The 20,912-nt window shown below is 64.3% G+C and carries 19 protein-coding genes; 8 read left to right on the forward strand and 11 right to left on the reverse strand.

Annotated features, from left to right (window positions below):
* Positions 1 to 22: 22 nt before the first annotated feature.
* Positions 23 to 1,273: an alpha-hydroxyketone-type quorum-sensing autoinducer synthase gene (gene cqsA / locus AC4QBL_RS00220; protein WP_472907580.1), complete on the forward strand. Its 1,251-nt coding sequence runs from the start codon at positions 23 to 25 to the stop codon at positions 1,271 to 1,273.
* Here cqsA and AC4QBL_RS00225 read toward each other — a convergent pair.
* From AC4QBL_RS00225 to AC4QBL_RS00235, 3 genes are read right to left on the reverse strand one after another with little or no spacing between them, the layout of a single operon-like run.
* A complete protein-coding gene (locus AC4QBL_RS00225; RefSeq protein ID WP_472901014.1) occupies positions 1,257 to 2,243 on the reverse strand; it encodes a response regulator in 987 nt (328 codons plus the stop codon). The two genes, cqsA and AC4QBL_RS00225, sit on opposite strands and share 17 nt — an antisense overlap.
* A gap of 53 nt (positions 2,244 to 2,296) precedes the next feature.
* Positions 2,297 to 3,067: a sensor histidine kinase gene (locus tag AC4QBL_RS00230; RefSeq protein WP_472907581.1), complete on the reverse strand. Its 771-nt coding sequence runs from the start codon at positions 3,065 to 3,067 to the stop codon at positions 2,297 to 2,299.
* Positions 3,068 to 3,071: 4 nt separating this feature from the next.
* On the reverse strand, positions 3,072 to 3,386 hold the full coding sequence (locus AC4QBL_RS00235; protein ID WP_472907582.1) for a hypothetical protein: 315 nt from the start codon (positions 3,384 to 3,386) through the stop codon (positions 3,072 to 3,074).
* A gap of 293 nt (positions 3,387 to 3,679) precedes the next feature.
* Here AC4QBL_RS00235 and AC4QBL_RS00240 point away from each other — a divergent pair, with 293 nt between their 5' ends.
* On the forward strand, positions 3,680 to 4,348 hold the full coding sequence (locus AC4QBL_RS00240; protein WP_472907583.1) for a helix-turn-helix transcriptional regulator: 669 nt from the start codon (positions 3,680 to 3,682) through the stop codon (positions 4,346 to 4,348).
* Between the two features lie 67 nt (positions 4,349 to 4,415).
* A complete protein-coding gene (locus AC4QBL_RS00245; protein WP_472901017.1) occupies positions 4,416 to 5,186 on the forward strand; it encodes a type III pantothenate kinase in 771 nt (256 codons plus the stop codon).
* Between the two features lie 6 nt (positions 5,187 to 5,192).
* Here the strand turns inward: AC4QBL_RS00245 and AC4QBL_RS00250 are convergent, their stop codons facing one another.
* Positions 5,193 to 6,773 carry a wax ester/triacylglycerol synthase family O-acyltransferase gene (locus AC4QBL_RS00250; protein ID WP_472907584.1) on the reverse strand — a complete coding sequence of 527 codons (1,581 nt, stop codon included), beginning with the start codon at positions 6,771 to 6,773 and terminating at the stop codon, positions 5,193 to 5,195.
* A 181-nt stretch (positions 6,774 to 6,954) separates the two neighbouring features.
* On the opposite strand from AC4QBL_RS00250, the gene AC4QBL_RS00255 reads away from it, so the two are divergent.
* Positions 6,955 to 7,209 carry an acyl-CoA-binding protein gene (locus AC4QBL_RS00255; RefSeq protein WP_472901019.1) on the forward strand — a complete coding sequence of 85 codons (255 nt, stop codon included), beginning with the start codon at positions 6,955 to 6,957 and terminating at the stop codon, positions 7,207 to 7,209.
* Between the two features lie 44 nt (positions 7,210 to 7,253).
* On the opposite strand, the gene AC4QBL_RS00260 is transcribed toward AC4QBL_RS00255, so the two are convergent.
* From AC4QBL_RS00260 to AC4QBL_RS00270, 3 genes are read right to left on the reverse strand one after another with little or no spacing between them, the layout of a single operon-like run.
* Positions 7,254 to 7,571 carry a polyhydroxyalkanoic acid system family protein gene (locus AC4QBL_RS00260; RefSeq protein ID WP_472907585.1) on the reverse strand — a complete coding sequence of 106 codons (318 nt, stop codon included), beginning with the start codon at positions 7,569 to 7,571 and terminating at the stop codon, positions 7,254 to 7,256.
* A gap of 23 nt (positions 7,572 to 7,594) precedes the next feature.
* The gene (locus AC4QBL_RS00265; RefSeq protein ID WP_472907586.1) at positions 7,595 to 8,689 is read right to left on the reverse strand and encodes an aminopeptidase; all 1,095 of its coding nucleotides are present in this window, start codon (positions 8,687 to 8,689) and stop codon (positions 7,595 to 7,597) included.
* Positions 8,689 to 10,773, reverse strand: coding sequence for a molybdopterin-containing oxidoreductase family protein (locus AC4QBL_RS00270; protein WP_472907587.1), 2,085 nt, complete (start codon positions 10,771 to 10,773; stop codon positions 8,689 to 8,691). Before AC4QBL_RS00270 ends, AC4QBL_RS00265 begins: the two co-directional genes overlap by 1 nt.
* Before the next feature lie 99 nt (positions 10,774 to 10,872).
* Here AC4QBL_RS00270 and AC4QBL_RS00275 point away from each other — a divergent pair, with 99 nt between their 5' ends.
* The 3 genes from AC4QBL_RS00275 to AC4QBL_RS00285 all read left to right on the forward strand — a co-directional run bounded on the left by AC4QBL_RS00275 (position 10,873) and on the right by AC4QBL_RS00285 (position 14,461).
* Complete coding sequence (locus AC4QBL_RS00275) at positions 10,873 to 12,024, forward strand: ABC transporter substrate-binding protein (RefSeq protein ID WP_472907588.1); 1,152 nt, start codon at positions 10,873 to 10,875, stop codon at positions 12,022 to 12,024.
* A 122-nt stretch (positions 12,025 to 12,146) separates the two neighbouring features.
* Positions 12,147 to 13,364, forward strand: coding sequence for a M20 aminoacylase family protein (locus AC4QBL_RS00280; RefSeq protein WP_472901024.1), 1,218 nt, complete (start codon positions 12,147 to 12,149; stop codon positions 13,362 to 13,364).
* On the forward strand, positions 13,361 to 14,461 hold the full coding sequence (locus AC4QBL_RS00285; RefSeq protein WP_472901025.1) for a M14 family metallopeptidase: 1,101 nt from the start codon (positions 13,361 to 13,363) through the stop codon (positions 14,459 to 14,461). The genes AC4QBL_RS00280 and AC4QBL_RS00285 overlap by 4 nt, the downstream gene beginning before the upstream one ends.
* Positions 14,462 to 14,495: 34 nt before the next feature.
* Here the strand turns inward: AC4QBL_RS00285 and AC4QBL_RS00290 are convergent, their stop codons facing one another.
* The 4 genes from AC4QBL_RS00290 to AC4QBL_RS00305 form a co-directional block, all read right to left on the reverse strand.
* Positions 14,496 to 15,269, reverse strand: coding sequence for a hypothetical protein (locus tag AC4QBL_RS00290; protein ID WP_472901026.1), 774 nt, complete (start codon positions 15,267 to 15,269; stop codon positions 14,496 to 14,498).
* Positions 15,270 to 15,288: 19 nt separating this feature from the next.
* On the reverse strand, positions 15,289 to 15,948 hold the full coding sequence (locus tag AC4QBL_RS00295; RefSeq protein ID WP_472901027.1) for a TetR/AcrR family transcriptional regulator: 660 nt from the start codon (positions 15,946 to 15,948) through the stop codon (positions 15,289 to 15,291).
* 23 nt (positions 15,949 to 15,971) lie between these two features.
* Positions 15,972 to 17,255, reverse strand: a complete 1,284-nt coding sequence (locus AC4QBL_RS00300) for a patatin-like phospholipase family protein (protein ID WP_472901028.1) — start codon at positions 17,253 to 17,255, stop codon at positions 15,972 to 15,974.
* A gap of 121 nt (positions 17,256 to 17,376) precedes the next feature.
* On the reverse strand, positions 17,377 to 18,009 hold the full coding sequence (locus AC4QBL_RS00305; RefSeq protein WP_472901029.1) for a phasin family protein: 633 nt from the start codon (positions 18,007 to 18,009) through the stop codon (positions 17,377 to 17,379).
* A 270-nt stretch (positions 18,010 to 18,279) separates the two neighbouring features.
* Between AC4QBL_RS00305 and AC4QBL_RS00310 the strand changes: the two genes are divergently transcribed.
* Complete coding sequence (locus AC4QBL_RS00310; protein WP_472907589.1) at positions 18,280 to 20,265, forward strand: SDR family oxidoreductase; 1,986 nt, start codon at positions 18,280 to 18,282, stop codon at positions 20,263 to 20,265.
* The last annotated feature ends 647 nt before the right edge of the window (positions 20,266 to 20,912 follow it).

Genomic DNA, 20,912 nt, shown 5'->3' on the forward strand with positions numbered 1-20,912 from the left:
TCTTTTCCTTAAGGAGAACTCCATGGACCAGCTTGAACTGACCCGCGAAAAAACGCCCATCAACCCAGCCCTGTCGGCGCATTTGTGCGACCGGATCGAAAAGGACTTCATCAGCCGATGGAACGATCTATGGGGCGGTCGCTCACTGGTGCATGGCCGAGATCCTGGCGCCGATGCTGTGAGGCTCAATGGAAATGATTACCTGAGCATCACCGGGCATCCAACGATTGTTGAGGCACAAACCGCGGCCATTCGCCATGATGCGGAGTTTGTCATCCAGTCGGGATCGTTCCTGCTGGAGACACACCCCGTGCGGGCGTTCGAGAAGAAGTTTGCCCAATGGATAGGCAAAGACGACGGTGTGTTGTGCCAGTCGGGCTATGCCGCCAACATGGGGCTGCTGCAGTGCATTGCTGACGCCCATACGCCGGTCTACATCGACATGCTGGCCCATACCTCGCTGTGGGAAGGTGCCAGGCGAGCAGGTGCGCCGGCTCATCCGTTTCGCCACAACGACGTGGAGCACCTGCGCAGGATGATTGAAAAACATGGTCCCGGGCTTGTGGTGGTCGACTCGGTGTACAGCACCACCGGGGCGGTGGCGCCGTTGATTGAGGTCGTGGATGTGGCAGAGGCTGGGCAGTGCATGATCTTGGTTGACGAATCCCATTCGCTGGGCACCCACGGCCCCGGGGGAGCTGGTTTGTGCATGGAGCTGGGTTTGAGCCATCGCGTTCACTTCATCACAGCGAGTCTGGCCAAGGCGTTTGCTGGCCGAGCGGGGTACTTCAACATTCCCACTGGCTTGCGCAACTACATTTTGAGCACCAGTTACCACAACATGTTCAGCTCTTGTCTGCTGCCGCACGAGGTGGCGGCCCTGAACGCGACACTGGACGTGGTTAAGGCTTGTGACAACGAGCGCGCACGGCTGCAGCTCTTGACACGGCGTATGCGGGCCGCGTTTACGGACCTGGGTTTTCCCGTGCATCAAGGCACCGAGCAGATCATTGCTCTGGAAGCGGGTACCGAGCCGGATACCTTGGTGTTGCGAGATCGTTTGGAGGAGCGAGGTGTGTTTGGCGCGGTTTTTTGCGCACCCGCAACGACGCGCAACCGCACCATGGTCCGCCTGACCTTGCACGCAGCCCTGACCGACGCCGAGCTGGACCACGTCACCTCGGTGGCGCGTGAGATAGCGCCGCTGGTGAAACCATGGGACTGGCCGATTGCGCGGCGCGCTCGGGCCGCAGGGCTCAACTGTCCTGGATGATGCGGGTGTCCTGGGCAGCCAGAAAATGGCTGTAGGGGTAAATGGGCTGTGGCAGATCTGCCGCGTCCAGCACGAAGCTGGCGGCGTACAAGGCGCCGTCGCTCCCCATCGGCATGGTCGGTGCGGTGCGCACCGGTCCCATCAGTCCCAGTTGCTGGTGCAGTTCGATGGCGGCCAGTTGCTGGCCGTTTTCGATGGACCGCACCAGGTCAAAACCCAGCCCGGCCGAGCCTGCGAGTTCCGCGAGGTCGCTCAGGCCGGGTGTGGGCTCCAGTTGCAGCCAATGGCATTCGCCGTTGGCGGTGAGTCCCAGCAAGCCAAACGGGTCTCCGAGCACCACGTATTCAACCCAGTGTTGAGCGGTGTAGGCCTGCAGCGCCTGCGCCACCGAAGGCACTTGCAACAAGGACTGCTGGGCTGGTCGCAGAGCGGCACGCCACAGCGTGTTGAGCCGCGGGTGTGCGGCTACCGACAACTTGTGCAGCACGCCGAGCAGGTGGCGGGTGATGTCGGGGTCTTGCTTGGGTACAAACTGGTCAATCAGGCCGCTGTTGAACGCTTTGACCGCCACTTGTTCGTCGGCCTGGCCCGTCAGCAACACCCTTGAGCCAGGCCAGTCCAGCAAGGTCTCCAGCACGTGCAAGCCGTTGGTGCCGGGCATGGCGTAGTCGATCACACAGGCCTTGGCCAGCTGGTAGCGCGAGGGCGTGTTGGCCCAATAGTCCAGTATTTGTGGCATCAGCGGCTGGCCCTGGCGCCAGCGATCCAGCATGTGCAGTTGCGCAGCAGCGTCGGCTTCCCAGCGGGCTGGCTCTTGGCGCATGCGCTCGGCAAAGCCCGAGGGGCGTGAAAACAACTCGACCTGCCAATTCGGCGGCACCACCATGCCCAGCATGTCCAGGTAGTCCGGGTCGTCGTCCAGAAACAAAATGCTGCCAGGGCGTTGAAAGAGGGAAATCGTCAGTGCCATCGGGAAATACGTTGGGTGCGTGGGTTGTCAGAGCGTGAAGGGTCAGAATGCGCTCAGCATTTCAGCGGCAGGTCGATCATGAACACGGCGCCCAAGCCCGGTTCGGAATGCACGCTGATCGTGCCCTGAGCCGCCTCGACCGCGTTTTTGCAGAATGTGAGCCCCAGGCCGCTGCCGGCGCCGCTTTGGGTGGAAAAGAAGGGTTCGAAGATGCGGTGTTGTTGCTCGTGTGCAATGCCCACGCCGTCGTCCGACACCGCGATGCGGCCTTTGCCGTGGTGCAGACCCACATCCAGCCGAAGATCGCCGGGGTTGGGCGCGTTGCTGGCTGAGGCCAGTGCGTGCAAGGCATTTTTCAGCAGGTTGGTCAGCACCTGGGCAAACAACGGGCGGGAACCCACAAAACAGAAATCCTGCTGAATGTGAACCCGCACACAGTCGCGTTCGCGGGTGGATCGGTAGGGGTAGCCGTTGATCACCTCTTGCACCAGTTCGGCCGCCATGATGGGTTCTTGTTCGCGCGGCAGGCGCAGCAGCTGGGCGTTGGAAATCTGGGTGTCGATCTGCCGGTTCATGCTGCGCACCAAGTTTTGCAGTCGGGTGGACAGCTCGTCAATTTTCTTGCGTTTCGCCTCTGGCATGTCGTGCTTGGCCAGCGTGCGCAGCACGTCGCCCATGAGGTTCACTGTGGCGAGGGGCGTGCGCAGTTCGTGTGCCATCACGCCCATGGTGCTCAGGGTGTTGATCAGGCGGACACGGCGCAGGTTGGCGCTGGACGCGCCCAACAAGAAAGCGATGCCCCACGCAAACACGATGATCGCCATATTTTCACTGGGCACTGAAGCGGTCGTCGCGTTGATTTGCATGTGCGATGCAGCCCATCCGACCAGCGCCCCAACCGCACTGCCCACCGTGGCAATCCGCCAATCCGTGAGATGGTAATAAATCAGAAACATCGCACTGATGCTGGCGAGCCAGGTCGCATTCCCTGCGTTCATCCAGTACATCCAGAAAAAAAATGCGGGTAACGACGTCCAGCACACCACCGAAAAAATCAAGGTGCTGCAGCGTGTGCTGGTGTCCTTTGTCACACAGGGCAGGAGCAGCAAAAGTCCCATGGCGGCAACCCACGCGCGGGCCCATAGGCTCTCAAACGGCTGTGGCCAAACGGTCTGCCATAACCAGTAAAAGATCAGGTTACCGATTAGGGTGCAGAAGCCGGCCCACCACAGACGCATTCGCGATGGATGCAAAATAGGCTCCAGCGGTGCGTGAACGACTTCGTCCAGCAGCCACCGACCGAGGCGCGCTTTGGCGCTGTGGAACCACAACCGGTCCAAAGGCACTATGTTTTCCTTTCAATCATCCAACGACTCCCGCTCGTGCTGTGCACGGCGAGCAGCAGCGCATTGTCTGTTCAATTGCGTGCAACGGCCATGACGTTGCCTGTCAATTTTGACAGTGTGGGGGTCGATGCTGTGCTGGCCGACTGGGTGACCGCCCTCAGCGACCAGGGGGTGGAGTCGGTTCTGGTGCTGGGGCCCAACCCGCTGGGCAGTGTGGACGACCGCGAGGTGCTGGCCGTGCATCCGCCGCGTTTGCTGGGGCCGGCGCAGGCGCTGGCCGAGAGCCGCGACTTTGGCGCCAGCTGGCGCGACAGCGATGCCCCATTGGTGGCGTGGCAAGACATATCCAAATCGGCCCTGGATCCGGCCAGCCGCTGGCGCCGGCTTTGGCTGGCCCATGGTTACCAAACGCTGGTGCGGGTCGCGTTTACCTTGCCGGCGGGGCGCGCTTTTGAATGTTTTTTGTTCAGCCCGCGCATGTTTGCCGGCCGTGCCGAGGCCGCCACGCTGGCCTGGTCGGCGTTCAACATCTGGCCCATGCTGCGCAGGGCCATTGCCGAGCAGCGCGTGAGCCTGAGCCCACGTGAGCAGGAAAGCCTCAACCTGGCGTTTGAAGGATTGACCGCCCGCGAAACTGCCCTGCGCATGGACTGCTCGGAGCGCACGGTGAATTACCACCTGGCCAACGCCATGGCCAAACTCCAGACCGACAACAAGCTCGCTGCCGTGCAGCGTGCTTGCTGGATCGGGCTGATCTGAAAGAGGCGTGCGGCGCCTATGCTGCACTGCCGCAAGACCGTCCGCCGCGCATGGTGATAATGCGCGCATGACTTTTCTGGCCCTCGACGTTGGCAACACCCGCCTGAAATGGGCTCTGTATGACGCACCTTGCGCTGGCGCACGGTTGCTGGCACACGGGGCGCAGTTTCTGGAAAACATTGAAAAGCTGGCCGAAGGCGACTGGTGCGACCTGCCCGCGCCCCGCTGGGTTGTCGGTTGCGTGGTGGCGGGGGATGCCGTCAAGCGCCGTGTGCAGGAGCAACTGGAGCTCTGGGACGTTGCGCCACAGTGGGTGGTGTCCAGCAGTGCCGAAGCGGGGCTGGTCAATGGTTACGACCACCCGGCACGGCTGGGTTCGGACCGCTGGGTGGCCATGATCGGTGCGCGCCAGCGCGTGTTGGCCCAAGGGCCTTCGCGGCCGTGTGTGGTCGTGATGGTGGGCACGGCGGTGACTGTGGAGGCCATTGACGCCGAAGGCTGCTTTCTGGGCGGCATCATTTTGCCGGGCCACGGCATCATGCTGCGGGCGCTGGAGTCGGGCACGGCCGGGCTGCACGTGCCCACCGGTGAGGTGCGCGACTTTCCCACCAACACCAGCGACGCGCTCACCAGCGGGGGCACCTTTGCCATTGCCGGCGCGGTGCAGCGCATGGTGGAAAACCTGCGGCAGCATTGCGGCGCCGACCCGGTGGTGTACATGACTGGTGGCGCCGGCTGGAAGATGGCGCCCAGCATGTCCACCCAGGTGGAGCTGGTGGACAGCCTGATTTTTGACGGCCTGCTGGAAATCGCTGACCGGCGCTTGCTGGCCGTCTGACCCGCGTCAGCCTGGGTCGCCCGCCTCACCCCAGGGCAGCATCAGCGTCAGGGTGAGCAGCCGGGCAAATTCCGGGTGAAACTGGTCAATGATGCGTTGGGGCTCGGGGCACAGATGGCTGTCTGCCATCACGCCAAATTGCACGCCGCCGCCGTAGCTCAGGATCGACACCCCCAGACCCACGGTGCCCGTTTGCGGCACCCAAAACATGGTTTGTTCCAGCGTGGAACCGCACAGTTTCATCTTGCCCAACGGGCCGGGCACGTTGGTCATCACGGCCGTGGTTTTGCGGCCAAACAGGCTCAGCAATGCGTCTTGCGCGGGCTTCACCAGCAGCCCCGCCACCGACAGCAAACCAAAAGTGAGCAGGGGTTGCAGGCTGCCCTTGAGGCTGTTCATGCGCGAGCGCACCGCAAATACGCGCTCGACCGGGTTGTCGGTGCCAATGGGCAGCACCAGCGGGACCAGCCCGAAGCGGTTGCCCAGCTTCCAGGCTTCTTCCATGGGGCGCAGATTGATCGGCACCATGGCGCGAATTTCTTGCCCGGCGGGGTTGTCGCCCATGGCCCGCAGGTAATTGCCAATAGCGCCGGCCACACAGCTCAGCAGCACGTCGTTGACCGAGCAGTTCAGCGCTTTGCCGATGGCCTTCACTTCGTCCAGCGGTATCGGCTCGCACCACGCCACCCGCTTGTGCTGGCCGGGCTGGCCCTTCAGCCGGGTTGGCGAGTCGTCGGGCATCAGCGCGAGCGCAGCCAGATCACTGGCCAGCTGCCCGCCCATGCGGGCCAGGTTCATGGCCTGGTCCAGCGTGTCGCTCAGGCCTTGCTGCGGTGCGGCCAGCAGCGAAAGCGATTTGGCCGCGCCACCCCCGGCCACTTCCAGCGCGCGGGCGGTCAGGTCGCCCAGCGGGCGAATCAGGGTGTCGGCCACCCACTCTTCAGCGCCGTCCAGACCCGTGCGGCTGGGCTGGGTTTTCTTGCGTTGCGGGGGCAGGGCGCCGCCGTCCACCAAGCTCATCATGACGCTGATGAGCGCAATGCCATCAGCAATGCAGTGGTGGATACGCGCGATCAAAGCCGAGCCGCCACCGTATTGCTCGACCAGCTCAAACCGCCACAGCGGGTGGTTGTGGTCCAGCGGCTGCATGGCGAGTTCGGCCACGCGCGCTTGCAGGGCATCTTGCTCGGTCTGACCGCTTTGGCGGGTCAGCGTGTGGCGCACCACATGGCGGCTGAGTTGAAAGTCGGGGTCGTCCAGCCAATGTGCGCCTGCGGCGTCCTGGTGGGCCGCTTGTACAAAGCGCCGGTAGGGCAGCATGCGCTCTTGCACCCGCTCGCTCAGCGCCGCGAGGCTGATGCCGGGCCGCAGAATCCACACGCCCACAATCATCATTAGGTTGGACGGTGAGTCCATGCGCAGCCAGGCGGTGTCCACCTTGCTCATGCGCTCACCTTCCAGCCCCAGGGTGGTGGCCAGCGCTTTCACGGCACTACGCGGCGCAGGCCCGCCGGGTTGGGCGCTCGGTGTGGTCCGGCGAACGGATGGGGCCTGGGCTTGGGTTGCTGGGGCAACGCGCTGAACCATGTCGTCTCCTGCTGCCGGCCCTGTGCAGCGTCACCGGGTGGTGAGCCGGGCGCGGCGTGTTGTGGGTGTTTGCGTCTATTTTGCCGCCAAGGCTGCCCGTAAGATACCGGGCTGGCCCTGATACGGTGAACGTTTTTCGTTCATCCGTCCGCCGCACCCCTTACCTATCTGGAGAAACTGCATGTCCGACCTTCAAACCCGTTTCGATGCCGCCGTCGCCAACTCCAAAAACCTGACCGAGCGCCCGGACAACGCCACGCTGCTGAAGCTTTACGCGCTCTACAAGCAAGCCACCGCAGGCGACAACGCCGAGAAGAAACCCGGCTTCAGCGACATGGTGGGCCGCGCAAAATGGGACGCCTGGAACGGCCTGAAAGGCACCGCCAACGAGACAGCCATGCAGCAGTACGTGGACCTGATCGAATCGTTGAGCTGAGCGGCCAAGCGCCAGCCTCTGCGTTCACCAGCCCCGTTGAGGGGCTATTTTTTTTTGCGCGCAGCGGGCTTTTTGGCCGCCAGCAGCTGGTCGAGATTTTTCACAATTTCGCCTTCAATATGCTCTTTGAACGCGCCCAGCAGAAAGCCCAGCTTGGCGTCCAGTTCAAAGTGGTCGGCTGACACCCGCAAGGTGCCGTTCACGCCGCTGCGGGCAAACTGCACCTCGTCCACGTCGTCGCCTTCGGCGTAGGTGCAACTCATGTCGAAGTCGGCCTCGGCCTGCTCGGCCCATTTCCAGGCCACCTTGCGCGCGCCGCTCAGGCCAAGGTGGTGGTCGCGTCGAATGTGAATGTCTGCCATGTCGTGTTCCGTGGGGCTGAGGTTCAGGGGCGCGCAGACTGCGTGATGGTGACGGGGCTTAACTGCCCCAAGGCCGCATGCCGCGCCGCTTTGGGCTGCGCCGCCAAGGCGCGTACCGCATCATAGAACCGGTTGAAGTCCCGGCCCTCGCGTTCAAACAGCGCCATGAACGCCGGCACTAGTTCGTCGTAGGCCGCCTGGGCGCCAAAGCTGGCGTTGTTGGCCCGCGCCACCCAGGCGTCGTACCCGGCGAAGCCAGCCCAGCGGGTTTTGAGCGTTTCGTAATCGCGCCGAAATGTGGCCATGACCTCGGCCTTGAGGCGCAACTTGTGTTCGTCGTCCCAGCGGCTGTCGCTGTAAATGGCCTGCAGTTCCCCGCGCACCCCGCGCGTGAGGGCTCGAAACTGCTGGCGCCGCTCGTCGAACACCCGGTAGGTCTCCCGCGCACTTTCGCTGGCCTCTTGCGCCAGCCAGCGAGCGCCGCCCAGGCGCTCTACGGCGGTGGCAAACGATTCGTTGAACATGGTGTCGTCTTTGGCGTACACCACCTGGTGAGCGAGTTCGTGAAACAGCAGGCGCGCCAGCTCGCCTTCGGGGTAGCCCATGAAGGTGTTGAGCAGCGGGTCACCGCCGGCCCAGTTCATCCAGCCCAGGGTGGAATACGCCGGCACCGGGTACACCGTCACTTCCAGCGTGTCGGGCAGGCTGCGGGCAAAGGCCTGCGCATCGGCCTCGCTGAAATAGCCCTTGTAGCCCACACAGCCCGCCACCGGAAAGCACCAGGTGTGCAGCGTCAGCGAAAGGGCGGGCGCCGCCACCACGTTGTAAACCGCCGCGCGGCGCTGCAGGTCGGCGTAGCGGTGGTAGCTGGCGTTGTCGGGCAGGGCCAGTTCGGTCACCGCAAAGGCTCGGATGCGCTGGGCCAGCAGCAGGCGCTGTTTCAGGTTGGCGGGTGTCTGGTGGTCGTCCAGCCAGTCTTGCACCGGCCTGGCTGCGTGCATCAGGCGCAGGTGCCCGGTCACCGACTGCCAGTAGTAGCCAACCCCCAGGTCGCGGCTGGCGCAGCCCGACAGGGCCAGCGCCAGCGCCAGGGCGGTCAGCGTGGCGCGCCAGCGCATCAGGTGCTCTCGGGCAGCCCGGCCACTTCAACCAGGCAGTCGTAAAACACCGGGCCATTGCCCATGTCGGTCAGCTTCTGGCTGGTGAGTTCGTTCACGTTGGTGCCAAACGGCCCCAGCTTGCGCCACCACACACCCAGCCCGTTGACCACGCCCGGCCGCGCGCGCGCGCTCACCTTGACCTTGCAGCGGTATTCACCGCGGTCGTTGAACACGCGCACCATGCGTCCGGTCTGGATGCCACGCGCCAAGGCGTCGTCGGCGTGCATCTCCAGCAGGGGTTCGCCTTCCATGTCGCGCAAGCTTTTCACGTTGACGAAGGTCGAGTTCAGGAAGTTGCGCGCTGGCGGCGAGATCATGGCCAGCGGGAAATGTGGGCTGCTGCCTGCGACCTCGAAGTTGGGCAGGTGGTCGGGCAGACCGTCTTGGCCCTGCGCGGCCAGCCGGGGGCTGAAAAAGGTGCAACGGCCTGACGGGGTGGGGAAGCCCCCGTGGGCAAACGGCGCCTCGGGCAGGGGCAGGGTGGCGTAGCCCTGTTCCAGCAGCGTCTCAAAGCTAACCGTGTCGCCAAAGGCGGTGCGGCACAGTTGCAGGTCGTCGTCGGCAAAGCATGGGTCGTCAAAACCCAGGCGCGTGGCCAGCGCGCGGAAGATGTCGGTGTTGGTGCGCGCCTGGCCCAGCGGGGCAATGGCAGGGAGGTTCAGCAGCACGTCGGTGTGGCCGTAGCTGGTGTGTATGTCCCAGTGCTCCAGCTGGGTGGTGGCCGGCAAAATGTAGTCGGCGTAGTCGGCCGTGTCGGTCTGGAAGTGTTCCAGCACCACGGTGAACAGGTCGTCGCGCGCAAAGCCCTGCACCACCTTGCCCGACTCGGGCGCCACCGCCACCGGGTTGCTGTTGTAAACGATGAGTGCTTCGATGCGCGGGCCGAATTCCGGCGACGCTTCGCGCAACAGGTCGTTGCCAATGGTGACCATGTTGATGGTGCGCGGTGTGCGCTGGCCCAGCAAATCGGGCCGATGCAGCGCCGCACGTTGCACCGAAAAATGCCCCGATGCCGACATCAGCAAACCACCCGCTCGGTGCCGCCAGGCGCCCACCAGTGCCGGCAGGCAGGCCACGGCGCGCACCGCGTTGCCGCCGCCGCGCACGCGCTGCATGCCGTAGTTGAGCCGGATGGCTGCGGGTTTCGTCGTGCCGTAGGCGCGCGCCAGGTCGGTGATTTGCTGCACCGGCACGCCGCACACGGCGGCTGCGCGCTCGGGCGGCCATTGCAAGGCGCGCTCGCGCAGGCCTTCCCAGCCTTCGGTGTGTTGGGCGATGTAGTCGTGGTCCAGCCAGTCGTGCTGTATCAGCTCGTGCATCAGGGCCAGCGCCAGGGCGGCGTCGGTGCCCGGGCGCAGGGCAATGTGCTCATGGCATTTTTCGGCGGTTTCGCTGCGCCGGGGGTCAATGCACACCAGCCGCGCACCGTCGCGCTTGGCTTGCTGCGCGAGGCGCCAGAAATGCAGGTTGCTCGCAATCGAGTTGCTGCCCCAGATGAGAATCAGCCGGGACTCGGCAAAGTGCTCGACCTTCATGCCGACCTTGCCACCCAGGGTGTTCATCAAGCCCTCGGCGGCGGCCGATGCGCAGATGGTGCGTTCCAGGTGCGCGGCCCCCAGCTGGTGGAAGAAGCGCGCGGCCATGCCTTCGCCCTGCACCAGGCCCATGGTGCCGGCGTAGCTGTAGGGCTGAATGGCCTGCGGGTCGCGCGCTGCAATGGCTTTGAGGCGGGCAGCGATGTCGTCCAGCGCGGTGTCCCAGTCCACCGGTTCAAAGTGCCCGCTGCCTTTCGGCCCCACCCGCTTGAGCGGCTGCAGCAGGCGCTCGGGGTGGTAGCTGCGCTCGGTGTACCTGGATACTTTGGTGCACAGTGCGCCATCGGTGTGGCGGTGTGCCGGGTTGCCCTGCACGCGTATGGCCACGCCGTTTTCAACGGTGGTGATGAGCGCGCAGGTGTCTGGGCAGTCGTGCGGGCAGGCGCCTCGCACGGCTTTTTGTATCGGGCTTGTCGGCTGATGGCTGCCGGAGGTCGGCTCAGACATGGTCAAAACCAGTGTATGTTGTAGGGTACATAAGTATTCATCCCGGGGTCTGCCGCGCAGGAATCGGACAAAGAAAAACAGCATATCAGGAGAACCCGTATGCGACGTCGTGAGGTCATTTCAAACGTGGGGACGCTGCTGGGCGCGGCTACCATGGGGGCTTGGAGCAGCAGCGCGCAGGCGCAAAGTGCCGGTGTGAGCGACACACGGATCTTGCTGGGCCAGTCGGCGCCGTTCAGTGGTTCGGCCACGCAGTTGGGCTTGCAATTTCATCTGGGCGCCCAGCTGTATTTTGAAGACTTGAACGCCAAGGGCGGCGTGAACGGCCGCCGCATCGAGATCAAGCGGCTGGACGATGGTTACGAGCCCGAGCGCTGTGTGGCCAACACGAAGCAACTCATCAGCGACGATGTGTTTGCCCTGTTTGGCTATGTCGGCACCCCCACCAGCCTGGCGGCGCTGCCGCTGGCCACCGAGGCCAAAGTGCCCTTTTTTGCGCCCTTTACGGGCGCAGAGGCCTTGCGTGAACCCTTCAACCGCTACGCCATGCATGTGCGGGCTTCGTATTTCGACGAGACCGCCGCGATCGTGCGCCAGGTGACGGCAGTGGGTATCAAGAAAATTGCGGTTTTCTACCAAAACGACGCCTACGGCAAGACCGGGCTGGAGGGTGTGGCCCGCGCCATGAAGGGTCTTGGTCTGGAGCCTGCGGCCCTGGGCACGGTGGAGCGCAACACCGTTGATGTGGAGCAGGCGATCAAAACCATCATGGCGGTGAAGCCCGAAGCCATTGTGCAGATTGGCGCGTACAAGGCCTGCGCCACCTTCATTCGGCTCGCCCGCCGACAGGGGTTCGTGGGCAACTTTTACAACGTGTCGTTCGTGGGCACGCAGGCGCTCATGGATGAGCTGGGTGCCGAGGCTCGTGGCGTGGTGGTGAGCCAGGTGATGCCCTTTCCTTATGCGCCCGTGACCCGGTTGTCGGGTGACTACCTGGCCGCGTTGAAAGACAAGCGCGGAGTGGTGCCCAACTACTCGGGCATGGAAGGTTTCGTGGCGGCCAAGGTGTTTGCCGAAGCGGTGAAGCGGGCCGGGCGCGCGCTGACCCGCGATGCGTTTATTACCGCCATTCAGGGCATGCAAAATGTCAACCTGGGGGGCTTTCCGGTGGATTTTTCCCCCAGCAAACACACGGGCTCCAAGTTCGTTGAGCTGACCCTTCTGACCGAAGACGGTCGCATCCGCCGCTGATTCTCTTGCCACCACCCGGCGGTTGTTAGGGGTGTCGCCCACGGGGCGCTGGTACCGGGCGGGTCTTCGGTACCATGGTCGTTTTTCAACCTGGTGCCGGCCTGCGGCACTGAGAGGCGCCCATGCAACTGATCGACTCCATCCTGACCCAGGCGGCGGGTATTGCCGCTGTGCGGCGTGACATCCACGCCCACCCCGAACTCTGTTTTCAAGAGGTGCGCACGGCCGATGTGGTGGCCCAAAAGCTGACCGAGTGGGGCATTGAGGTGCGCCGCGGTCTGGGCACCACAGGCCTGGTGGGCATCGTGCACGGGCGCGATGGCGGCGCCTGCGGCCGGGCCATTGGCCTGCGTGCCGACATGGACGCCCTGCCCATGCAGGAGCACAACACCTTTGCACACGCCAGCCAGCACGCCGGCAAGATGCACGCCTGTGGCCACGACGGGCACACCGCCATGCTGCTGGCAGCAGCCCAGCATTTTGCCAAGCACCGCCATTTTGACGGCACGGTGGTCCTGATCTTCCAGCCGGCCGAAGAAGGCGGCGGTGGCGCACGCGAGATGATCAAGGACGGCCTTTTTGAACAGTTTCCAGTGGAAGCGGTGTTTGGCATGCACAACTGGCCCGGCCTGCCGGTGGGCACGTTTGCTGCCAGCACCGGTCCGGTGATGGCGTCCAGCAACGAGTTTCACATCGTCATACGCGGCAAGGGTGCGCACGCCGCGCTGCCGCACAACGGCATCGACCCGGTGCCCGTGGCCTGCCAGATGGTGCAGGCCTTTCAGACCATCATCACCCGCAACAAAAAGCCGGTGGACGCGGGCGTGATCTCGGTCACCATGATCCACACCGGCGAGGCCACCAACGTGGTGCCCGACAGCTGCGAGATCCAGGGCACGGTGCGCACCTTCACCTACGAGGTGCTGGACATGATCGAGCGCCGCATGGGCGAGATCGCCCAGCACACCTGCGCCGCTTTTGGTGCCACCTGCGAATTCCAGTTCAAGCGCAACTACCCGCCCACCATCAACCACCCGGTGGAGACCGCCTTTGCCCGGGCTGTGATGGCCGAGATTGTGGGAGCGGACAAGGTGCTGGACCAGGAGCCCACCATGGGCGCCGAAGACTTTGCCTACATGCTGCAAGAGCGGCCCGGTTGCTACGCCTTCATTGCCAATGGCGACGGCGCGCACCGAGAGATGGGCCACGGCGGCGGTCCCTGCATGCTGCACAACCCGAGCTACGATTTCAACGACGACCTGATACCGCTGGGTGCCACCTTCTGGGTGCGCCTGGCCGAGAAATGGCTGGCCCAGCCCCGCACCGGGGCGGGCGCATGATCAGCGCGCAAGCCGCGTTTTCGCCGTCCTACGCCCGCGCGCGGGTGCAGTTCCTGGAGGGGGCTGCCACCGCCGGCATGGCCATCACCAGCCACAACCACCCGTTGCCCGGCAGGGACGGCGAGACCCTGGCGATGGACGTGGCGATGGACGGCGCACCCGACGCCGAGCGCCTGCTCATCGTCAGCAGCGCCTGCCACGGGGCTGAAGGCTACTGTGGCTCCGGCGTGCAGGTGTTTGCCACCCACGACGCCGAATGGCGCGCACACGCCCGCGCGGCCGGGGTGGCGGTGTTGTACATCCACGCGCTCAACCCGCATGGCTTTTCATTTGTGCGCCGTGTGACCCACGAAAACGTGGACCTCAACCGCAACTTTCAGGACTTCAGCCAGCCCCTGCCGCAGAACCCGGCCTACGCCGAGCTGCATGCGCTGCTGTTGCCCCACGACTGGCCGCCGCAGCCCGACAACCAGGCCGCGATAGACGCCTATGTGGCCACCCACGGCCTGGCGCGTTACCAGGCCGCGGTGTCGCAGGGGCAGCATGCGTTTGCCGACGGCCTGTTTTTTGGCGGCACAGCGCCCACCTGGAGCAACCTGACCCTGCGCCAGGTGTTGCGCAGCCATGCGCGAAAGGCCCGCCGACTGGCCTGGATCGACCTGCACACCGGGCTGGGCCCGAGCGGTGTGGGCGAGCGCATTTGTGCGTGTCGCGACGAGCCCGCCGCGCTGGCCCGGGCCCGCCGCTGGTGGGACGGCAGCGGTCAGACGCCGGTCACCTCCATCTACGACGGCAGCTCCACGTCGGCGCGCCTGACCGGGCTGATGTGGGGTGCGGCCTACGAAGAGTGCCCGCAGGCCGAGTACACCGGCATGGCGCTGGAATACGGGACCTTGCCCATTGAAGACGTGATCAACGCTTTGCGTGGGGACCACTGGCTGCACCAGCATCCCGAAGCGCCGGCGGCGTTGCGACAGGCCATCAAGCAGCGCATGCTGGACACATTTTATGTCAACACCGATACCTGGCGCGCCCAGGTGGTGGCGCAGGCGCGGCAGGCGCTGTTTCAGGCGGTGGATGGTTTGAACACGCCCTGAGCCGGTACCCAGAGCGGTCGCCTGCCGCAGGCGCTTACGTGCGAAGCGCCACGCGGGCGGCGTCCACGTACAGCCGCTCCATGGCGTCCAGGGGTTCAAAGGCGGCGCAGCGTTCTTGCAGGCTCAGCGCTTGCTCGGCGGCGCTCTCGCCTTCCAGCATCAACAGCCCGCTCGCGTATTCACCCAGTGTGATGGGTGAGTCCGGGTTGAGCGCCAGGGCCTGCTGGTACAAGGCCAGCCCGGTGTCTTTTCGCGCGCCGTAGGTCATGCCGCCAATGAGGCTGCCCACCTTGTCGATCACTTCGGCATGAAACGCCGCCAGCGCCAGGTGGGCGTCTGCGTGGTGGGGCGCCAGCCGCAGGGTGGTTTCCAGCGCGGTTTTGATGCGCAACCCCAGCCCTTGTGCCAGCGCCTTGGCCACACTGATGCCCTGGCTGTAGCGGCCCAATGCGTAGGCTTCCCAATACCAGGCGCCAGCCAGATCGGGCGCCTGCTGTTGCTGGGCCTCGGCCCGGCTGGCCGCTGTTTTCAACAACAGCAGGCGTGCTTCTTCGCGGGGTTCGAGGTAGTTGGCGTAAATGCAGGTGGCCTTGTTGGCCACGGTGGCGCCGGCAGCATCCAAGGCCAGCCCAGCTTCTGCGGCTTGCTGAAAGTCGCCGTTGTGAAACAGCGCCCAGGCGCGCAGCACATCGGGCTCGGTCGGCAGCGGTTCCGCGTCGCCGCGGTGCAGGCGCGCCCAGTGGTCCGGCAGGCTCGCTGCGTCGAAACGGTACGCGCCCGGGTACGGGAAAGGGGGCCATTGGTGCATGTGTGTGGCTTGGACCGGTTCAGGTTGGGGCGGTGTACGCGCCGGTGAGCTGCAGCAGGTGCTGGCGCTGACTGGCTTCCAGGTAGGGCGCCAGCAGGTTGAGCACATGGTAGGCGCCGCGCATCAGCGCTTGCTGCGCGTTGTCGGGTTCCAGCGCGTTGCGGGGGTCGCGCACATATTCAAAACTCAGCCAGTAGGTCAGCACCACCACCATGCAGTGGGCGGTGGGCTCCACTTCGCGTGCGTCAATGTCGACCGCGCCGCTGCGGCTCATGCTGGCCAGCAAGGCGCGGATGGCGCGGGTCTTGTTTTTCAGCACCGCCTGAAAGTGGGTCTCGAGCATCCGGTTTTTGGACAACAGGTCGTTCAGGTCACGGTACAAAAAACGGTAAGCCCAGATGGTTTCAAACAGCGAGTGCATGAAAAACCAGGCGTCTTCTACGTTGCGCACACCATCGCTGGCATTGAGCAGCTCGCTCAGCGAGCGCTCGTAGCGTTCAAACAGCGAGTTGATGAGTTCGTCTTTGGCCGGGTAGTGGTAGTACAGGTTGCCGGGGCTGATACCGAGTTCGGCCGAGATCAGCGTGGTCGACACGTTGGGCTCACCAAAGCGGTTGAACAGTTCGAGCGTCACCTCCAGAATGCGCTCTGCGGTGCGGCGAGGGGCTTTTTTGACCATGTGGCGTGTGTCCTTTGGCCCGCTCAGTGGCTGCGCGTGGGGTGTTGGGGCAGCCCGAGTTGGTGTTGCAGCTGGTCCAGTGTGGCGTGCAGCCGCTGGGTGGCTGATGCGCCTCGCCCCTTTTGCGCCTTGGCCCGGCGCCGCGCGGGTGCCAGCAGGTGCCGCGCGGGGTCGTTCAGCGCGGCGGTGTCCAGGTGCACGCCGTGACGGGCCAGCTTCGGCGCCAGTTCGGCCTGGCGTTCGAGCAAAAGCTGCCGCGTCTGCTGGTAGGCGTGTTCGGCCATTTCGCGGCGCTGGCGGTAGCTAAAGGTGTTGGCAAAAAACAGCTCGGCATCGCGCTGGTCGGGTTCGATCAACACGATGTCGCTCTCGGGGTAGGCTCGTTCGTAGTGCTTCAGCCCCAGCGCCAGCCGCGAATGGATCATCGAGCGAAAGGTCTGGCTCATCACGGCGGGAAAGCCGCCTTCCACCAGCGAGGGGATGCGTTTGGTGCTGCGCGGGTGCTCACTGGCGTGAAACGGCACCAGCGGGTTCAGGCACAGCAGCAGGCCCACGCCCTCGTCCAGTGCCACGGTGGCGTGCAGGGTTTTCTTGAGGGCACCGTCCACATAGTACTTGCCTTCAATATTGACCGGCGGGAACAGCCCAGGCAGCGCGGCGCTGGCCTGTATGGCCCGCGAAATGGGTACGTGGTCCCAGCCTGGGCGGCCAAACGGGGCGGCGTTGCCGGTATCGAGCTGGGTGGCCACCAGCGTCAGGCGCGCACGCAACTCGCGGAAGTCGTTGCTGCGGCCCTCGCGGCTGAACAAGTGCTCAATGTGCTGGTGAATACCCTCGTTGTCGAGCAGGCCGGTGGGCAAGGCGGCACCCAGCCGCTCAAAGGCGTTGGTCAGCGGCTTGCCCTGCACACCCCAGGCCCACAGGGCGCTGCCCAGCAGGCCTGGCAGGCGCTGCAGGCGGTGTCCAAACTCGCCCCAGGCGGGCTTGAGCAGCCAGGAGGGATCGAAGTTTTCTGGATTGGGCAGGTCTTCAATGAACATGGCGCAGAGCTGGCGCGGTGTCATGCCGTTGGCCAGTCCTGCCGCAATGAAGCCCCCGGCCGACACACCCACGTAGTGGTCGCAGGCATTGAAGTCCAGACCTTGCAGGCAGTCGTCCAGGGCGCACAGCGCACCTATTTCGTAGATGGCACCCAGCGGCCCGCCACCGGCCAGGGCCACCGCAATGCGGGGGCGCGCACGCCGTTCGGTGCGCTGGCGCGCAGCAGGCGCGGTGGAGCGGGCGGGAGCTTGGCGGGCTTGCATCATGCGTTCGAGTGTAGACCTCGGAGGTTGCTGGAAGTGCTGCGCTGCAGCATGCCTGGCAGGCGTAAAAAAGGGACGTCAAGCGTCCCTTCTCGTGTCTGGCAATGCGCTGCCAGGTTGTCGTTCAGACGGCTTCGACCACGGGTTCAGCCGCCTTGCGTGGCGCGGCCTTGCGGGCCACTTTTGCTGCGGCTTTGGCCGGCGCTTTGGCCGCCGGTTTTGCAGGGGTTTTGGCGGCAGTCTTGGCTGGGGCTTTCACGGTAGCCTTGCGCGCAGCGGGCTTGGCCGCTGCCTTGACCGGGGCCTTGGTGGCCGCCTTGGCCGGCACTTTGCCGCCCAGGCGGTGCACCGCCTGGCTCAGGGTGTCAATGCGCTCCATCAGCGATTCGATGTCGCGCGCCGAGGGCACGCCAAGCTTGTTCAGCGCCTTGGCCACACGGTCTTCAAAAATGTTTTCCAGCTTGTCCCATTGGCCTGCGGCTTTGCTGGAGATGTCCGTGGCCATGTTGCTCACCCGGTTGGTGGCTTCAGAGATGCGCTCTTCGGCCACGGCCTGTGTCTTGCGCTGAATCGACAGACCCTCTTTCACCAGCGAGTCAAAGGCTTTGCCGCCTTCTTCCTGGGCCTTGGAAAAAGCGCCCAGACCGGCCAGCCAGATCTGCTGTGCCGAATCTTTGATGGCGCCCGACAGGGGCGAGTTGAAGCTGGCTGCAGCGGCTTTTTTGTCGGTGCCAGATTTCTGGATTTTCTTGACCATGGTGAACTCCAAGGAATGCGTTAAGGGTAATGTGGGCAGGGCGATTGGCCCGTGACGTGCTGGCAATGTAAGCCGGCAGGCCCCCGCCTGTGTAGGGGCGCGTGACTAAAGCGAGCGCTTGAACACATGCGGTGGACAGCGGTCGGGCAGGCGGTGTTGAGCGCGGGTTATTGCGGAATCGCCGGACCGCATTCGTGGGCAAAAATGGGGGGTTGAATGGCCGTCATTTTTCAGTACCGCGAACGCAGAAAACCGCAATCAGGAGTCCTTATGCATTATTTCGTGACCGGAGCGACCGGTTTCATTGGCAAGCGCTTGGTCAAAAAACTGCTGGAGCGCAAGGGCTCGGTGGTGCACTTCCTGATCCGCCAGGCGAGCGAAGGCAAGGTGCCCGCGTTGCTCGAATACTGGGGCGTTGGCCCGGCGCGGGCCGTGCCCGTGTTTGGTGACCTGACGAGCAAAAAACTGGGCGTCAGTGCCGACATGGTGAAAGCCCTCAAGGGCCAGGTGGACCACTTCTACCACCTGGCGGCGGTGTACGACCTGGAGGCTGACGCCGAGAGCCAGATCGCCGTGAACATTGATGGCACGCGCAACACGGTGGAGCTGGCCAAGGCCATCGGCGCGAAGCATTTCCACCATGTGTCGTCCATCGCAGCAGCCGGCCTGTACGAGGGCGTGTTCCGCGAGGACATGTTTGACGAGGCCGAGAACATCGACCACCCGTATTTCATGACCAAGCACGAGAGCGAAAAGATCGTGCGCAACGAATGCAAAGTGCCCTGGAGCGTGTACCGGCCGGCGCTGGTGGTGGGCGACAGCCAGACCGGCGAGATGGACAAGATCGACGGGCCCTATTACTTCTTCAAGTTGATCCAGCGCATGCGCCAGATCTTGCCGCCCTGGATGCCCAGCGTGGGCCTGGAGGGCGGTCGTATCAACATCGTGCCGGTGGACTTCGTGGTGGATGCGCTCAACCACATCAGCCACCACAAGCGCGCCAGTGGCCAGTGCTTCCACCTGGTCGACCCCATGGGCTACCGCGTGGGCGATGTGCTCGACATTCTGAGCAAGGCCGCGCACGCGCCCAAGATGAATCTGTTCATCAACGCCGCGTTGATGGGCTTCATACCCAAGAGCGTGAAGAAGGGCCTGATGGCGCTGGCACCGGTGCGCCGCGTGTACCGCGCCATCATGCAAGACCTCGGGCTGCCCGAGGACATGATGAACTTCGTCAACTACCCGACGCGGTTTGACTGCCGCGAAACGCTGGTCGCGCTCAAGGGCAGCGGCATTGCGTGCCCGAACCTCAAGGACTACGCCTGGCGCCTGTGGGACTATTGGGAACGCCACCTCGACCCGGACCTGCACATCGACCGCAGCCTGAAGGGCACGGTCGCGGGCAAGGTGGTGCTGGTCACCGGCGGCAGCTCCGGCATTGGCCTTGCTGCGGCACACAAGTTTGCAGAAGCGGGTGCGGTGACGATCATCTGCGGGCGCGACCAGGACAAGCTAGATGAGGCCTGCAAGGAAGCCCAGGAAAAGGGCTATGCCTTCATCGCCTACGCCGCCGACATTGCGGACATGGCCGACGCAGACCGCTTTGTGCAACTGCTGATCGCCAACCACGGCGGTGTCGATTTCCTGATCAACAACGCGGGCCGCTCGATCCGCCGAGCCATTGAAGGCAGCTACGACCGCTTCCACGATTTCGAGCGCACCATGCAGCTCAACTACTTTGGCTGCCTGCGCGTGACCATGGGCCTGCTGCCGGGCATGGTGGCCAAACGCAAGGGCCATGTGGTCAACATCAGCTCCATTGGCGTGCTGACCAATGCGCCTCGGTTCAGTGCCTACGTGGCCAGCAAGGCCGCGCTGGATGCGTGGACGCGCTGCGCGTCGAGCGAGTTTGCCGACCAGGGCATCAGCTTCACCACCATCAACATGCCGCTGGTGCGCACGCCGATGATCGCGCCGACCCAGATCTACAAAAATGTGCCGACTCTGGCGCCTGAAGAGGCGGCTGACATGATCGCGCAGGCCTGCATTTTCAAGCCGGTGCGCATTGCGACGCGATTGGGCGTGACAGGGCAGGTGTTGCACGCGTTTGTGCCACGGGTGGCGCAGATCGTGATGAACACCAGTTTTCGCATGTTCCCGGATTCTTCTGCGGCGAAGGGGGAGAAGGGGGCCAAGCCACAGTTGTCGCCGGAGGCGGTGGCTATGCAGCAGATGATGCGGGGGATTCACTTCTGATTTCTTTGCCTTTGTGTTGTTCGCTTTCGTGGCTTTTGTGGCTTTTGTGGGCCGGGTCTCGGCCCGGCGGCCGCCTTACTTTTCTTTGCTTCGCCAAAGAAAAGTAAGCAAAAGAAAGGCGAGCCGGATGCGCTGTCCCTCCGCTGCGCTGCGGGCACACTGCGTTGCTCGGTCTGGGCGGGGTCGGGCTGAACTCGCCTTCGGCTCAAACAACGCCCGCCCTGATCCGCCCAGCCCTGCGCTACTCGCCAGCGCATGACGGCGGAACCCGGAAGCGGGTACGGATACGGGGACACGCTCTCCGGCGGAGTGATGGGTATTGACTTCACCCCTGCCCCAGAGGGAGAGGGAGCCCGGCACGCAGCTCTGGGAGGGAAGTCCGTTCCAGAATCCGATCCCGCTTTTTGCTGTGTGGCCGGGCTGAGCAGCGCAGGGGCGAGCGGATCAGGGCGGGCGTTGTTTGAGCGCAGCGAGTTCAGCCCGACCCCGCTCGACGTGAGCAGCGCAAGGCACCGCGCAGCGGCCCGGGCTTCGGCTCGCCTTTTCTTTGCTTACTTTCTTTTGGCGAAGCAAAAGAAAGTGAGGCGCCGCCGGGGCGCGACCCGGCACGCCACAGGCGCCAAAAATGCAGATCACGACGCCTACAA

Source organism: Hydrogenophaga sp. L99 (assembly GCF_058731905.1).